The sequence below is a fragment of the Candidatus Brevundimonas phytovorans genome (genome assembly GCA_029203145.1).
Lineage (GTDB): Bacteria > Pseudomonadota > Alphaproteobacteria > Caulobacterales > Caulobacteraceae > Brevundimonas > Brevundimonas phytovorans.
In genome coordinates this window covers 1,110,612-1,124,503 of sequence record CP119309.1, presented here as the reverse complement: position 1 = coordinate 1,124,503, position 13,892 = coordinate 1,110,612, and the positions used below count along the sequence as shown (strand labels likewise).

Genomic DNA, 13,892 nt, shown 5'->3' with positions numbered 1-13,892 from the left:
ACAATAATGGCCGCCGGACGGTCCCGCTAGGGGCCCGCCACGGCGGCCATCACTCAGGAAGTGCGACGGATCGCAGCTGGATTAACCAGCCAGCTTCTCGTCGATGAACTTCACAGCGTCGCCGACGGTCTGGATGTGCTCAGCGGCGTCATCCGGGATTTCGACGTCGAATTCTTCTTCGAAGGCCATGACCAGCTCGACGTTGTCGAGCGAGTCGGCGCCCAGGTCGTCGATGAAGGAGGCTTTTTCCGTGACCTTGTCCGGATCGGCGTCCAGGTGGTCGATAACGATCTTGCGGACGCGTTCGAGGGTGTCGGACATGAGTGTCTCTCTGCCTGTTGTTTGTCGCCGTGAAGGCGGGGTCTCATTGGTTCGCCGTGTCACGGCAGCTCTTGGGAGGCAAGCCCCCGAAGAGACTCACAACCGCGAAGCGTTCCCGCCCTTTAGCACAGCCATCGGGGCGGGAAATAGATTGTTGCGCGTCGTGATGACGACGCGCAACGCCTTAAATCATCGCCATGCCGCCGTTCACGTGCAGGGTCTGCCCCGTGACATAGGCGGCTTCGTTGGACGACAGATAGACCGCAGCCGCCGCGATTTCCTCGCCCGTGCCCAGTCGGCCTGACGGAATCTTGGTCAGGATGGCCTCGCGTTGCTGGTCGTTCAGCACGTCAGTCATCGGCGAAGCGATGAAACCGGGCGCGATGCAATTCACCGTGATCCCGCGCGAACCCACTTCCTGAGCCAGCGACTTGGAGAAGCCGATCATGCCGGCCTTGGACGCCGAATAGTTGGTCTGGCCGGGGTTGCCGGTCACGCCGACCACCGAGGTCACGCCGATGATCCGGCCCGAACGGCGTTTCATCATGCCCTTCACCGCCGCGCGGGTCAGGCGGAAATAGCTCTCCAGGTTGATCTGGATGACGGACTGGAAGTCCTCGTCCTTCATCCGCATCAGCAGGCCGTCCTTGGTGATGCCGGCATTGGCGACCAGGATGTCCAGCGGACCGCCGGCGGCTTCCTCGGCGCGCGCGACCAGACCGTCGACCGAGTCCGGGTCCGACAGGTTGGCGGCGGCGAAGAAGGCGCGCTCCCCCAGTTCCTTGGCCAGGTCAGCCAGCACCGCTTCACGCGTGCCCGACAGCACCACGGTCGCGCCCTGAGCGTGCAGCGAACGCGCAATGGCCCCGCCGATGCCGCCGGTCGCGCCGGTCACAAGAGCGATCTTTCCCGAAAGGTTGAACATTGGTCTCTCCTCTTCCTTCTCCCCTTGCGGGAGAAGGTGGCCCGAAGGGCCGGATGAGGGGTCGCGCCGACCCCTCCATTAATCTCATTGCTTGAGCACCTTCTCCCGCAAGGGGAGAAGGATCAAAGGCTTTTCGCGAACGCTTCCAGGTCTTCCGGCGTGTTCAGCGCCAGGCTCTCGGCGTCGGGGGCGATGCGCTTGGCCATGCCGGTCAGGACCTTGCCCGAGCCGATCTCGGCGAAGCGGGTCACGCCGCCGTCGGTGGCCATCCACTCCATGCTCTCGCGCCAGCGCACGCGGCCCGTGACCTGCTCGACCAGCAGGCGACGCAGGACTTCCGGGTCCGTTTCCGGGCGAGCGGTGACGTTGGCGACCACCGGCACGGCCGGGGCGAAAATTTTAGCGTCCGCCAGGGCGCCGGCCATTTCATCGGCGGCGGGCTGCATCAGCGGGCAGTGGAAGGGCGCCGAGACGTTCAGCGGAATGGCGCGCGCGCCCAGTTCCTTGGCCTTCTCGATGGCGCGGTCCACGGCGGCCTTGTCGCCCGAGATGACGACGTTGCCGTTGTTGTTGTCGTTGGCGACGACGCAGACGCCGACTTCCGAACCCGCAGCGGCGGCGGCTTCGGCCAGGGCCAGGTCGGTCTTGGGACCGATCAGCGAGGCCATCGCGCCCTTGCCCACCGGCACGGCGCGCTGCATGGCCTGACCGCGCAGCTTCAGCAGGCGGGCGGTGTCCGACAGGCTGATCGCCCCGACGGCCGTCAGGGCCGAATATTCGCCCAGCGAGTGACCGGCGACGAAGCCGGCCTTGGTCACGTCCACGCCGAACTCGACCTTCAGCACCCGCGCCGCCGCCGCCGATACGGCCATCAGGGCCGGCTGGGCGTTCTCGGTCAGGGTCAGCTGGTCTTCCGGGCCTTCGCGCATCAGGTCGAACAGCTTCTGGTTCAGCGCGTCGTCGACCTCGGCGAAGACCTCGCGAGCGCTGGCGAAGGCCTCGGCGAGAGCAGCGCCCATGCCAACGCTCTGGCTGCCCTGTCCGGGGAAGAGAAGCGCGAGGGTCATGCGAAACGATCCGTGGTCCGTTGATTCAAGGCGCCGAGGCGTAGGCGAAACCCGCCCCTACGGCAAGAACTCGCCCTCTCGCGCCGAAACCTTGTGCAAAACCGAACGCGCCAATCCCCATGAATGACAGGGATTGAACCGCTCTCGCCCCCATCGACGCGCGCCCACCCAAACCTGAGCCACAATGGCCTCATGATCCGTCACAGCCCCGCCCCCTTTAAATCCTCCCCCGTTCACGGGGGAGGGGGACCGCCGCAGGCGGTGGAGGGGGCGGCCACAGTCACAACCTCTCGAGCCATTCCGCCCAACACGCCCGCCCTGAAACTCTCGCCGCCTATGCCCGACCTCGCCCCCTCCACCATGCTTTGCATGGCCCCCCTCCCCCGCTTCGCAAGGGAGGATCGCAGACCCCGCCGATTGCACCCATTGCACCAATTGCACTGTTTTTTTCATTGCACCGTACAACCCTCTCCCGCTGGGAGAGGGCTTGAGCGCCCAAGAGCCGAAGGCGATTGGCCGCGCAAAAGGGTGAGGGTCGCCGCTCTAAAGTCGGCCCTAGCCGTAGCCCTGCAATCCCTGCTGACGCCATGCGCCCCTCAGAACAGCCCCGCCAGTTCCTTGCCCGCCAGCACCGCGAACAGCAGCCCCGCCGCCGCCAGCAGGGCGTTCGACAGCCCATGACTGCGCCATTCCCTCGCCACCCGGTCACTGTTCAGCAGCCACAGCAGGGTTCCGGCCAGGAAGGGCATGAACAGGCTGCCCAGCACGCCATAGGCCACGATCAACCCGAACGGCCGGTCCATGAACAGCAAGGCCATCGGCGGAAAGGTCAGCCACAGGGCATAGCCCCGGAAGGCCCGGCTGCGGTCGCCGCGCACCGCCTCGTCCCCCGCCCTGCCCCGCACATGGGCGGTGAAGTCGGCGAACATCAGGCTGACGCCCTGCCAGACGCCCAGCAGGCTGGAGAAGCTGGTGGCCCAGAAACCGACCAGGAACAGGATGGAGATCGGCCGTCCGAACCGCTCCCTCAGCACCTGATCCAGATCCAGCAGGCCACGGTCGCCGCCTTGCAGGGCGATCCCCGCCGCGTGCAGCAACTCGGCCCCGACGATCAGCATGGCCACCACGAAGACCCCGGTGACGACATAGGCGACCCGGTTGTCCAGCCGCATCACCGCCATCCAGCCCGGTCCCTTCCAGCCCTTGGCGTTCAGCCAGTAGCCATAGGCCGCCATGGTGATGGTTCCGCCCACCCCGCCGATCAGGCCCAGGGTATAGAAGACCGATCCCTGCGGCAGGGTCGGCCACAGGCCGGTCAGCAGGGCCGGAATATCCGGCGTCACGATCACGGCCAGCCCGACGACGGTGACGAACATCACCCCGACGCAGGCCGTCATCACCTTCTCGAACAGGCCGTAGCCGCCGAACCAGACAAAGATCAGCCCCGCGATCCCGCTCAGCATCCCCCAGGCCTTCAGGTCCAGCACCGGGAACAGGGCCGCCAGCGGCAGGGCCGTCGCCGTCATGGCCGCCGCGCCATAGACGAAGCCCCAGATGACCACATAGAGGCCGAAATAGAGCCCGGCCCAGTTCAGCCGCCCGCCGATGGCGCCGGGCAGCAGCCCCCGCCCCAGGCTGGACCAGCCGTCAAAAATCGTCCGCTCGCTGGCCAGGGTCCAGCGCCCCACGGCCTCGGCCAGGGCGATCTTCAGCACCGTCCCTATGATGGCCGCCCACAGCAGGGCGTAGCCGAAGCGCGAGCCGGCGATCAGGGTCGCCACCAGGTCCCCCGCCCCCACGCCCGTCGCCGCCACGACAATCCCCGGCCCGATCAGGGACCAGCGCCTTTTCAGGGCGGGGTTAGGCTCGGATGGGGTCATGCGGCGTCTCCGGTCAGGCTGGGACCCTCCGCTGTTTCGCCCTTGCCTGGCAACACGGCCCGCCAGCCTTGCGTCAGCCTTGCTCTGGCGGCCTTTTTCCCCTATACGCGCCGCCTTTCCAGGGCTTCGGTCCTGATGCGGAACGCCAAAGGGTTCGGGAAGTCCTCCCGGCCGCCGCTTCAGGAGCCATCGTGGACAGGACTTACCCGGTCCGTTTCACGCCGACGCCCACAAGGGAGACTACCGCATGGCTCTTTACGAGCACACGGTCATGACGCGCCAGGATATCTCGGCGCAACAGGCCGAAGCGCTGAACGACACCATCAAGGCTCTGATCGAAGAAGGCGGCGGCAGCGTCGCCAAGATCGAGTACTGGGGTCTGCGCAACCTGACCTACCGGGTCAAGAAGAACCGCAAGGCTCACTATTCCCTGCTCGCCATCGACGCCCCGGCTGCCGCCGTGGCCGAAGTCGAGCGTCAGCTGTCGCTGAACGAAGACGTTCTGCGTTGGTTGACCGTCCGCGTCGAGGAACTCGACCTGGAACTGTCGCCCCTGCTGGCCCGTCGTGAACGTGAGCGCGATCGTGATCGCCCCGCGCGCACCGACGAAGCTGCGGCTTCGGAATAAGGAACCGGATCATGACCGACACCACCGCACCCACCCCGGGCGCTCCGGCCGGCTCCGGCTCCGCCGGCCGTCGTCCGTTCTACCGCCGCCGCAAGGTCTGCCCGTTCTCGGGCGCCAACGCGCCGAAGATCGACTACAAGGACGTGAAGCTGCTGCAGCGTTACGTTTCCGAACGCGGCAAGATCGTGCCCTCGCGCATCACCGCCGTTTCCGCCAAGAAGCAACGCGAACTGGCCAAGGCCATCAAGCGCGCCCGCTACCTGGCCCTCCTGCCGTACGTGGTGAAGTAAGATGAAGGTCGTTCTGCTGGAACGCGTCGAGAACCTCGGCGCCATCGGCGACGTCGTCACCGTCAAGGACGGCTTCGCTCGTAACTACCTGCTGCCGCGCGACAAGGCTCGCCGCGCGACCTCGGCCAACCTGAAAGCGTTCGAACTCGACCGCGCGGCTATCGAAGCCCGCAATGAGAAGAACAAGGCCGACGCACAGAAGGTCGCCGACAAGATCGACGGCCAGACCTACGTCATGATCCGTCAGGCCGGTGAAACCGGTCACCTGTACGGTTCGGTCGCCGGTCGCGACGTGGCTGAAGTCATTCAGTCCGAAGGCGGCAAGGTCGAGCGTTCGCAAGTCGTGCTGAACGTCGCGATCAAGGCCCTGGGCGTCCACGAAGTGCCGGTTCGCCTGCACCCCGAGGTCCGCGCCACGGTCAAGATCAACATCGCGCGTTCGGCCGAAGAAGCCGAGCGTCAAGCGAAGGGCGAGGATGTCATCCGCGCCCAGTTCGACGACGAGCGTAACGCCGCCGAACAAGCCGCCCAAGAACTGATCGAAGGCGGCGCCGGTCAACAAGAAGGCTTCGGCGACGAAGCCTGATCTGTCGACTGACGGTATCGATCAAGGGGCGCGTCCTTCGGGACGCGCCCCTTTTTCTTTGGCTCATTCATTTAGCTTTTCTACGCATTCAGCGACATATTCTCGATATTCCGCGCCGCTTTCGCACCGCAATATCGCCATGGCTCATCCTCCCCGATGGGCGGGAGACGATGATGCGAATGCGCCTGTACGCCACCACACACCGCCCGGTCGTTCGACCGGCGCGATGTCGTCCAGCCCGCCGCTGATCGCCTTCCGGCCGGTCCGCCGCCGGCCCTGACCACCCAGACAATAGACGCAGTCCACACGCGCCCCTCAACGGCGTCGCCGGCCCCTTGCGCCCAATTCAGAAAAGCTGACCTCTCGAGATGACCCGCCCCTTCGCCTACCGTTCCAGTCTGTTCCTCGCCGCTTCCGGCGCCGCCCTGCTGATCGCGGGCGCGGCCTCGGCCCAGGAAGCCCCCGCCGACACCACATCCGTGGACGACATCGTCGTCACCGGCAGCCGCGTCCCCAGCCGCTCGCGCCTGGACACCCTGGCCCCCGTCGATGTCGTAACCGCCGAGACCCTGTCCAACCGCGGCACGACCGAGTTCGCCGCCGCCCTGGCCCAGACCGTGCCGTCGCTCAGCTTCGCTCGCCCGTCGGCCAATGACGGCTCCGACTCCATCCGCCCGGCTACCCTGCGCGGCCTGTCGCCTGACCAGACCCTGGTCCTGCTGAACGGCACGCGCCGTCACGCCTCGGCCCTGGTCAACGTCAACGGTACGGTCGGGCGCGGCTCAGCCGCCGTCGATCTGAACGCCATCCCGACCGGGGCTCTGGACCGGGTCGAGGTGCTGCGCGACGGAGCCTCGGCGCAATACGGCTCGGACGCCATCGCCGGTGTCATCAACCTGCGCCTCAAGGAGGCCCGCGAAGGCGGCGGCGCCAGCATCACCTACGGCCAATACGCCACGACGGTCGAGACGGCTCGCGGCAAGCGTGACGAGACCGACGGCCGCACCGTCACCGCCTCGGCATGGCAGGGTCTGGGCCTCGGTTCGGACGGCTTCCTGACCCTTTCGGCCGAGTATCTGAACCGCGAGCCGACCAACCGCTCGGACCTGGACCCGCGCGTGACGCCCAACGCCGTCACCGCCCGCCTCGGCGACCCCAAGGTCGAGCAGTGGACCGTCTTCGCCAACGCCGGCAAGCCGCTGAATGCAGACTGGGAAGCCTATGGCTGGGCTGGTTATCAGGACCGCGACAGCGAAGGCGCCGCCTTCCCGCGCCTGGCCAACAACGCCAACAACGTGCCCGCCATCTACCCCAACGGCTTCCTGCCCAAGATCGCCATCAACTCGAAGGACCTGTCGCTGGCGGGCGGCGTGAAGGGCGAGATCGCCGGATGGAGCGCCGACTTCAGCCTGGTCTATGGCCGCAACGCCCTGGATTTCCGCACCGAGGACTCCCTGAACGCCACCTATGGCGCAGCCTCGCTGACCAGCTTCGATTCCGGCAGCCTGATCTATGACCAACTGGTCTTCGGCGCCGACTTCACCCGCCAGTTCGAGGTCGGCCTCACCGGCCCGCTGAACTTCGCCTGGGGTCTGGAGGCCCGTCGTGAAGGCTACAAGATCGAGGCGGGTCAGCCGGAATCCTGGAACCGCGGCCCGCTGGGAAGCAACACCGCCCTGGCCGGCGGCGCGCAGGGATTCCCCGGCTTCCAGCCCTCGAACGAGGTGGATGAAGACCGCGACGCCGTCGCCGTCTACGCCGACGTCGAAATCCCGCTGACCGACAAGTTCACGGTCGAGGGCGCCCTGCGGGTCGAGGACTATTCCGACTTCGGCGACGCCCAGACCGGCAAGCTGGCGGCGCGCTACGACTTCAGCCCCAACTTCGCCCTGCGGGGTTCGATCTCGACCGGCTTCCGCGCGCCCTCGCTGCAGCAGAGCTTCTTCACCTCGACCTCGTCGGTGATCCAGAACGGCGCCGTGGTTGAAACCGGCACCTTCCCGGCCACTAGCGCCGTCGCCACGGCCCTCGGCGCCCGCGCGCTGAAGCCCGAAACCTCGACCAACTATTCGCTGGGCGCCGTCGTACGCCTGGGCAACTTCGACCTGACGGTGGACGCCTACAAGATCACCATCGAGGACCAGATCGTCCTGTCCGAGCTGATCAACCGTAGCTTCTCGCCCCAGGTCGCCGGCCTTCTGGACCCGCTGGGCGTCCAGGCCGCGCGCTTCTTCCTCAACGGCGTGACGACCGAGACCGAGGGCGTGGACATCGTCGGCCGCTACCGCCTGCGCACCGAAAGCGCCGGGAACTGGGACTTCACCGTCGCCGCCAACGTCAACGACGTGAGCGTGACCAAGCTGCCGACCTCGTCGTCGGTGCTGAACCCGGTGCCGACCCTGTTCGCCCGCAGCCGCATCCTGACCATCGAGGAAGGCACGCCGGATACGAAGGTCTCGACCTCGGCCGACTGGAGCCAGGGCCGTTGGGGCGCGACGGCGCGGGCCACCTACTACGCCAGCGTCCTGCAAGCCGGCTCGACCCCGGCCAACGACTACTCCACCGGGGCCAAGACCACGGTCGATCTGGAAGGCCGCTTCCAGATCACGGACCGTGTCGGCGTCGCCGTGGGCGTGGACAACGTCTTTGACGAATACCCGGACGCCGTGCCGCTGGCCCTGAACAGCAACGGGGTTCTGGGCTTCCCCTACTACTCGCCCTTCGGCTTCAACGGCCGCTACGGCTACGCCCGTCTGAGCGTGAAATGGTGACGACGGCGGGACCCGAGCGCGAGGGAGCCCTCCCCTCCGCCTCGCGCCGGGCCCTGCTGGTCGGGGGCGGCGTGGCGGCTGCGGCGGCGACCGCCGCCGCTGCGTCCCGCCCGGCCGAAGCGGCGGTGCAGGTCGGCGACGACAGCACCCTCAGCCCCTGGGGCGCCCGCCCCAAGGGCCCGCCCGAGCCGCTGCCACGCGGGATCGACCTGCCCGCCGATCCCCGCGCCTATAGCGAGATCAGCAGCTATCACGCCCATATCTATTTCAACGAGGACACGGCCTATCGCGCGGCCCATCTGCGTGACTGGGTCATCCATCGATTCAAGGTCGAGCTGGGGGAATGGAACGAGGGACCGCGCGGCCCGCACACCACGCCCTCCTTCTACTTCGGCTTCGCCAAGGAGCAGGTCCCGACGGTCATCCCCTGGCTGATGCTGAACCATCTGGGGCTGAAGATCCTGATCCACCCCAACACCGACGATCCCTACGCCGACCACCTGATCAACGCCCTGTGGATCGGCGAGACCCAGCCGGTGAACGCCTTCCGCATGGTCCGCTCGGCCAAGGCGGCGGGCGGCGATATCGAGCGGGTCTATCCCAATACCCTGCCGACCCTGCCGCTGGAAACCTGACCACGTTCAACGGCCATTGTTCCGCCACGGACCGGACGCCAAGCTGGGCCATTCCAATCGGAGGGGTTCGCATGAAGAAGACCACGCTCATCCTCGCGCTCGCCGCCAGCCTGTGGGCCAGCAGCGCCAGCGCCATGACGGTTCAGGAGTTCCTGACCTCGGCCAACCGCATCCCGCGCAACCCGACCGCCCTGCTGCGGTCGGACACGCGGCGGCTGATGAACGAGATCAACGGCGCCTTCAAAACCGTCGGTGATGAGCAGAAAGCGGCACAGGCCGCGAACCGGCGCGCCGCCACCTGCATTCCGGAAGGCGCCAAGATCAGCCTGTCGCCCGACATGATCCTGACCCGCTTCAACGCCATCCCGACGGCGCGGCGCAACATCAGCGTGACCCAGGCGGTGCGGGAATGGATGGCGGCGGAGCATCCCTGCCCGGCCTGAGGCCTAGCCCGACCGCTGATCCGACAGGGGTTTTCAGGACCGTCCACAGACGCCGTCGAATGTCCACGATCAAGGCCATGGCCGGGTCTGACGCAGGCGTCGCTTAGGGCTATGGCTAGCCCATGAACGCCTTCGCTCCCATGCCCTACGGAAACACAGACCAGGTCTCCGTCTCGTCCATGCCCCACAACCTGGAGGCGGAGCAGGCGCTGCTGGGCTCGCTGATGTTCGACAACGCCGTGTTCGAGCGGCTGAGCGACCGACTGCGCGGCTCGCATATGTACGAGCCCTTCCATCAGCGGCTGTTCGAGGCGATCGAGGATCACATCCGCCAGGGGCTGCTGGCCGAGCCGACCATTCTGATGGAGCGGTTCAAGCAGGACCCGGCTTTCCACGAGTTCGGCGGCCTGCGCTACCTGGCCGACCTTGTCGACCGCGCCCCTCCGGCGGCCAACGCCCCCGACTATGCCCGCGTCATCTATGACCTGGCCCTGCGTCGCGACCTGATCCGCATCGGCGGCGAGATGATCAAGGAGGCGCCCAACCCAGAGACGCCCGCCGACGAACAGATCGAACAGGCGGAACAGACCCTCTATTCGCTGGCCGAGACGGGCAAGCCGTCGTCGGGCTTCGTCAGCTTCTCGACCGCCCTGGCCGGGGCCGTCGAAATGGCGGGCGAGGCCTATCAGCGCGAGGGCAAGCTGGCCGGTCTGGCCACTGGCCTGAACGATCTGGACCGCAAGCTGGGCGGCCTGCACCCCTCCGACCTTCTGATCCTGGCCGGTCGTCCGTCGATGGGTAAGACCGCGCTCGCCACCAACATGGCCTTCAACGTGGCCCGCGCCTATCAGTGGGAGCCGACGCCCGAGGGCCGCAAGACGGTCAACGGCGGCGTCGTGGCCTTCTATTCGCTGGAAATGAGCGCCGAACAGTTGGCCATGCGTATTCTGGCCGACGCATCCGGCGTATCCTCGGACAAGCTGCGCAAGGGCGAGATCGACGCCTCGGACTTCGGCAAGCTGCGCGACGCGGCGGTCGAGATCGGCGAGAGCCCCCTCTATATCGACGCCACCGGCGGCATCTCCATCTCCAAGCTGGCGGCGCGGGCGCGACGTCTGAAGCGGATGGAGCACGGCCTCGACCTGATCATCGTCGACTACCTGCAACTGGTGACGACGGGCGAAGGCGGCGGTCAGAAGAACCGGGTGCAGGAAGTGTCCGAGATCACCGGCGGCCTGAAGGCCCTGGCCAAGGAACTGGGCGTGCCGATCATCGCCCTGTCGCAGCTGTCGCGTCAGGTCGAGCAGCGCGAAGACAAGCGCCCGCAACTGTCCGACCTGCGTGAATCCGGCTCGATCGAGCAGGACGCCGACTGCGTCATGTTCGTCTATCGCGAGAGCTACTACCTGGGCCGGGCCGAGCCGCGCGAAGGCTCCGAAGAACACCTGCAATGGCAGCAGGACATGGACCGCCTGCAAGGCCAGGCCGAGGTGGTCATCGGCAAACAGCGTCACGGCCCCATCGGCATCGTCAAGCTGGCCTTCGACGCGGACACCGTCCGCTTCGGGAACCTGGCCCACGACGACCGCTACGGCAGCGCCTTCGCCGATATTCCTGAGTAGGGTGAGGACGGCCTGAAACCGACTGAAAGCCTGAGCTTTTCGTTGACTCACAAATCGCCGATCGCAATAGGATTTCCCTATCTCTTTTGAGAGACCAAGATTCGGGGGAATCCATGAAACTGGCTATCTGCGCGATCGCATGCGCATCGCTTCTCGCCGCCTGCGCCACCACGCCCGTGCCGAACGCTCGTCCGCTCAACACGGCGCAGATCGAGGCGATGGGCCCCACGCCGGTCGTTCTGGCTGAGGAAAACGCAGGGGTCAGCAAGAGCTGGTTCATGGCCGACAGTTCCGCAGCCGGGGCGCCCTATGGCCTGATCGGCGCCCTGACCTCGGTCGTGATGGACGCCATCATCAACTACGGCCCCTCCAAACGCGCAGAGAAGTCGGCGTCAGAAATCGCCGAGATCATTTCCCTCGAAGAATTGAACGCGTCGCTGGTTCGGGAATTCCAGTCTCAAGCCGCCGCATCCGCGGCTGCTCAAGGCGTGCGCTTCACCGAGATCTCGACCGCCCAGCGTCTGATTGACGAGACGCCCAGCGACGACGCCATCAATGTCTCGGCGTCCTACGTCCTTGCCGAAGACGCCAGCACCCTGCGCATCGTCTTTGAGGTTACGTATCATAACGCCGCCCTGCCCTATGTGACGCCCTATGCGTTCGAGGGCGCCCCGCCCAAGGCAGAGACCACGGGTCCGACCTATCGCAACACCTTCACCTACTTCTCTCGGTCGCTGCCCGCACCCGAACTGACACCGGAACTGCGCGAGCGCCTGATCGCCTCGATCCAGGAAAGCGCGCGCGACGAAAACGGCGCCCTGCCCGCGGAAGACACTGACGAGTTCAAGTCGATGACCAAGGAACTGGAACAGGCTCAGGACAACAGCCTGACCAAGGGAGAGATCGCCATCTTCCTCACCCGCGAATGGCTCAAGGACAACGGCGCCCAGCTGAAAGCGGAAATCGCGAACGCCCACGCCTTCGTCGCACGTTACGCCCTGCTTGACCTCAACCGGACCGTGGTTCCGTCTATTGACGGCGGATCTGACACCTTGGTGGAAACACAAGCGGATGGTCGCACCATTCTGCGCGTCGGATCGGGGGCGACAGCCGGATCCTACACCTCCTTTGCCGGCCATGCGGGCAGCTTCTCAACTTACGGAAACGCCGTATCCATCGCCAAGGACCGGACCGAGCGTATGCAGGAACTACGCAAGGAATCGCGTCGCAAGACGGAGTAGTCATCATGCCCGTCACCCGCCTCACAGCGGTCACGGTGATAGGGGGAGTTCTCCTCTCCCTGTCGCTGACGGCCTGTGTCAGCCATGAATACGCCCGCATCGATCCGGCGAAGAAGACCTACTTCGGCTACACGGACTCGCAGAATGCGGACGGCACGCACATGATCCGTGTCTATCTGCCCGCCACCATCCCCGACCCCAATCTGGCCCGCCAGTACTGGGATCGCCGCGCGGCAGAAATCTGCGGCCACACGGACTATCGCGGCAACATCTATGCCGCGATCCGCCAAACCTTCGTGAACCCCGGCTATGGCGCGCAGGCTGGCAACTACATTATGGAAGGCATGCTCGACTGCAGCTCGAAGCCCGTAGAAGCCGTATTGGCGACGGCCGCCGACTGAAGTCTTGCTTCGCAAACGGCTGCGTCCCGGCTATGCAAAAGCTCATGTCCCTCCCCGCCTCCCTCACCGTCGATCTCAACGCTCTGGCGCGCAATTTCCACACCCTGCAGGCCCTGACGGGCGTGCCGGTCAATCCGGTCGTCAAGGCCGACGGCTATGGCCTGGGGGCCGCCGCGGTGGCGAAAAGGCTGATGGCCGAGGGGGCGCGGACCTTCTTCGTGGCTCGGGCGGCCGAGGGCGTGCTGCTGCGCGAGGCCCTGGGCGCTGAGCCGGTCATCTATGTGCTGGACGGCTGCCACGGCGCGTCGGCAGGCCTGATCAAGGCGGCGAACCTGCGCCCTGTGCTGAACCAGCCGGGTCAGATCGCGGCCTGGACGGCAGCGGGCGGCGGCGCCTGCGGTCTGCAACTGGACACCGGCATGAACCGGCTGGGCTTCCGCGTCGAGGATGCGCCCGAGCCCTTCGAGGGGCTGGAGCTGGTGATGACCCATCTGGCCTGCGCCGATGAACCCGCCCATCCGCTGAACCGAGCGCAGCGCGACGCCTATGCCGCCGCAGTGACGCGCTATCCCGGCGTGACGCGGTCCTTCGCCAACTCGGGCGGCTGCTTCCTGGGAGCGGACTTCGCCTTTGACGTCGTGCGGCCGGGCATCTGCCTCTACGGCGGCGGGCCGGAGGGCAAGCCCGACAGCCGCATCGCCCCGGTCGCCACGCTAAACGCCCAGATCATGCAGGTGCGCGATGTGCCGGCGGGCGAGACGGTCGGCTATTCGCAGGGCTATCGCGCCGAGGCGCCGATCCGGGTGGCGACCTGCGGGACCGGCTATGCCGACGGCGTCATGCGCAGCAATAGTCCACGCGGTCAGGTCTGGGTCTCAGGCGAGCTTCGTCCCATCCTCGGCCGGGTGTCGATGGACGTGCTGGCGGTGGACGTCACCGGCCTGGACGTGGCGGCCGGCGACACGGTCGAGATCTTCGGCGCCAATCGTCTGGTGGACGACGCGGCGACGGCGGCGGGAACCATCAGCTACGAAATGCTGACCTCGATCACGCCGCGCGTGCCGCGCCTGTACGTCGGCTAG

Annotated in this window: 14 protein-coding genes; 10 read left to right on the top strand and 4 right to left on the bottom strand. The window is 66.5% G+C overall.

The window, feature by feature from the left end; all coding sequences use genetic code 11:
- Window positions 1-81 precede the first annotated feature (81 nt).
- The 4 genes from P0Y52_05335 to P0Y52_05320 all read right to left on the bottom strand — a co-directional run bounded on the left by P0Y52_05335 (window position 82) and on the right by P0Y52_05320 (window position 4,193).
- Window positions 82-321, bottom strand: a complete 240-nt coding sequence (locus P0Y52_05335; GenBank protein ID WEK58964.1) for an acyl carrier protein — start codon at window positions 319-321, stop codon at window positions 82-84.
- Window positions 322-505: 184 nt separating this feature from the next.
- Complete coding sequence (fabG, locus tag P0Y52_05330; protein WEK58963.1) at window positions 506-1,246, bottom strand: 3-oxoacyl-[acyl-carrier-protein] reductase; 741 nt, start codon at window positions 1,244-1,246, stop codon at window positions 506-508.
- 122 nt (window positions 1,247-1,368) lie between these two features.
- Window positions 1,369-2,313 (bottom strand): ACP S-malonyltransferase, encoded by a 945-nt coding sequence (fabD, locus tag P0Y52_05325; GenBank protein WEK58962.1) that lies wholly within the window; start codon window positions 2,311-2,313, stop codon window positions 1,369-1,371.
- Window positions 2,314-2,909: 596 nt separating this feature from the next.
- Window positions 2,910-4,193: an Nramp family divalent metal transporter gene (locus P0Y52_05320; protein WEK58961.1), complete on the bottom strand. Its 1,284-nt coding sequence runs from the start codon at window positions 4,191-4,193 to the stop codon at window positions 2,910-2,912.
- Between the two features lie 247 nt (window positions 4,194-4,440).
- Here P0Y52_05320 and rpsF point away from each other — a divergent pair, with 247 nt between their 5' ends.
- From rpsF to alr, 10 genes are all read left to right on the top strand, one after another.
- A complete protein-coding gene (gene rpsF, locus P0Y52_05315; GenBank protein WEK58960.1) occupies window positions 4,441-4,821 on the top strand; it encodes a 30S ribosomal protein S6 in 381 nt (126 codons plus the stop codon).
- A gap of 11 nt (window positions 4,822-4,832) precedes the next feature.
- Window positions 4,833-5,111 (top strand): 30S ribosomal protein S18, encoded by a 279-nt coding sequence (gene rpsR, locus P0Y52_05310; protein ID WEK58959.1) that lies wholly within the window; start codon window positions 4,833-4,835, stop codon window positions 5,109-5,111.
- Window position 5,112: 1 nt separating this feature from the next.
- A complete protein-coding gene (gene rplI, locus P0Y52_05305; protein WEK58958.1) occupies window positions 5,113-5,697 on the top strand; it encodes a 50S ribosomal protein L9 in 585 nt (194 codons plus the stop codon).
- 368 nt (window positions 5,698-6,065) lie between these two features.
- Window positions 6,066-8,468: a TonB-dependent receptor gene (locus P0Y52_05300; protein ID WEK58957.1), complete on the top strand. Its 2,403-nt coding sequence runs from the start codon at window positions 6,066-6,068 to the stop codon at window positions 8,466-8,468.
- A complete protein-coding gene (locus tag P0Y52_05295) occupies window positions 8,462-9,103 on the top strand; it encodes a DOPA 4,5-dioxygenase family protein (protein ID WEK58956.1) in 642 nt (213 codons plus the stop codon). The genes P0Y52_05300 and P0Y52_05295 overlap by 7 nt, the downstream gene beginning before the upstream one ends.
- 71 nt (window positions 9,104-9,174) lie before the next feature.
- A complete protein-coding gene (locus P0Y52_05290) occupies window positions 9,175-9,546 on the top strand; it encodes a hypothetical protein (GenBank protein ID WEK58955.1) in 372 nt (123 codons plus the stop codon).
- Between the two features lie 122 nt (window positions 9,547-9,668).
- Window positions 9,669-11,168 carry a replicative DNA helicase gene (locus P0Y52_05285; GenBank protein WEK58954.1) on the top strand — a complete coding sequence of 500 codons (1,500 nt, stop codon included), beginning with the start codon at window positions 9,669-9,671 and terminating at the stop codon, window positions 11,166-11,168.
- Window positions 11,169-11,281: 113 nt separating this feature from the next.
- Window positions 11,282-12,409 (top strand): hypothetical protein, encoded by a 1,128-nt coding sequence (locus P0Y52_05280; protein WEK58953.1) that lies wholly within the window; start codon window positions 11,282-11,284, stop codon window positions 12,407-12,409.
- A gap of 5 nt (window positions 12,410-12,414) precedes the next feature.
- Complete coding sequence (locus P0Y52_05275) at window positions 12,415-12,810, top strand: hypothetical protein (protein WEK58952.1); 396 nt, start codon at window positions 12,415-12,417, stop codon at window positions 12,808-12,810.
- A gap of 44 nt (window positions 12,811-12,854) precedes the next feature.
- The gene (gene alr / locus P0Y52_05270; protein WEK58951.1) at window positions 12,855-13,892 is read left to right on the top strand and encodes an alanine racemase; all 1,038 of its coding nucleotides are present in this window, start codon (window positions 12,855-12,857) and stop codon (window positions 13,890-13,892) included.

Coding starts and splice junctions, on each gene's coding strand:
- P0Y52_05290 (WEK58955.1), top strand. CDS start 9,175: ATGAAGAAGACCACGCTCATCCTCGCGCTCGCCGCCAGCCTGTGGGCC.
- P0Y52_05295 (WEK58956.1), top strand. CDS start 8,462: ATGGTGACGACGGCGGGACCCGAGCGCGAGGGAGCCCTCCCCTCCGCC.
- P0Y52_05275 (WEK58952.1), top strand. CDS start 12,415: ATGCCCGTCACCCGCCTCACAGCGGTCACGGTGATAGGGGGAGTTCTC.
- P0Y52_05320 (WEK58961.1), bottom strand. CDS start 4,193: ATGACCCCATCCGAGCCTAACCCCGCCCTGAAAAGGCGCTGGTCCCTG.
- alr (WEK58951.1), top strand. CDS start 12,855: ATGTCCCTCCCCGCCTCCCTCACCGTCGATCTCAACGCTCTGGCGCGC.
- rpsF (WEK58960.1), top strand. CDS start 4,441: ATGGCTCTTTACGAGCACACGGTCATGACGCGCCAGGATATCTCGGCG.
- rplI (WEK58958.1), top strand. CDS start 5,113: ATGAAGGTCGTTCTGCTGGAACGCGTCGAGAACCTCGGCGCCATCGGC.
- P0Y52_05300 (WEK58957.1), top strand. CDS start 6,066: ATGACCCGCCCCTTCGCCTACCGTTCCAGTCTGTTCCTCGCCGCTTCC.
- P0Y52_05285 (WEK58954.1), top strand. CDS start 9,669: ATGAACGCCTTCGCTCCCATGCCCTACGGAAACACAGACCAGGTCTCC.
- fabD (WEK58962.1), bottom strand. CDS start 2,313: ATGACCCTCGCGCTTCTCTTCCCCGGACAGGGCAGCCAGAGCGTTGGC.
- P0Y52_05335 (WEK58964.1), bottom strand. CDS start 321: ATGTCCGACACCCTCGAACGCGTCCGCAAGATCGTTATCGACCACCTG.
- P0Y52_05280 (WEK58953.1), top strand. CDS start 11,282: ATGAAACTGGCTATCTGCGCGATCGCATGCGCATCGCTTCTCGCCGCC.
- rpsR (WEK58959.1), top strand. CDS start 4,833: ATGACCGACACCACCGCACCCACCCCGGGCGCTCCGGCCGGCTCCGGC.
- fabG (WEK58963.1), bottom strand. CDS start 1,246: ATGTTCAACCTTTCGGGAAAGATCGCTCTTGTGACCGGCGCGACCGGC.